Annotated in this window: 1 pseudogene; it reads left to right on the top strand. The window is 48.5% G+C overall.

Annotated elements, in window-relative coordinates:
- Positions 1-777: pseudogene (locus AC1TO9_RS24495) on the top strand (HNH endonuclease); the annotation flags it as partial.

The raw sequence follows: 777 nt of genomic DNA, 5'->3' as shown, positions 1-777 counted from the left end.
GATCCTAACATTAGATATTTCGGAACAGAGCATGGGAGTGAAGCCAAGTTATCTCCAACGGGCATAGATATTGTAAGCGGCTCGAAGGAACCGTTAAAGCTAACGCTAGAAGACGAGGACGGAATTACATTAACAAGCCATAAGAAACTATTATTACAAGCAGATAGTGACATCATCATCCACAGCCAGAAGCGAGTCGTGATCCAAGCGGAAAGCCAAGTGATGGTAGTAAAAGCGGGGCAGACCAGTGGGATAGCTATTGAGAATGAGTACCATATCCTTGGAGCGCAGGTCATTGCTGAAGGGTCGGACCGAACACCCTTCTCACCTTATGCTGATGAACCGCTGATAGGGACGCCACAGATAGAAGCTAAAGCAGAGGAAGAGGAAGAGAAAAAGCCACCGTTTAGTTGGAAGAAGCTAGCCTGTCGTGTAGGTGCTGGGCTCATAGTCGTTGGAGCAGTAGTAGCGATAGCAGCAGTAACGATAGCAACTTTGGGTGCAGCTGGAGTGGTAATAGGATCGGTAGTAGCAGGAGCAATTCTAACAACTGCAGCGATAGCAGGGTCAGCAGCCGTCATCAGTCAGGCCGTGTCGGACATAGCTAGAGGTGAAGTCAGTGACTACGATGCCTATGAATGGGCTGCCTTACGAGAATCGACCATAGGAGCAATATCTGGAGCGATATTCGGACCATTCGGTGTAGTGGCTGTGATTGGTCAAAAAATGGTATTAGGAGGCGTGACCAATTCCTTCGAGAGTGTGATAAGGCAGACG

Source organism: Paenibacillus sp. Y916 (assembly GCF_056786435.1).
This window is presented reverse-complemented; position numbering and strand designations above follow the sequence as displayed.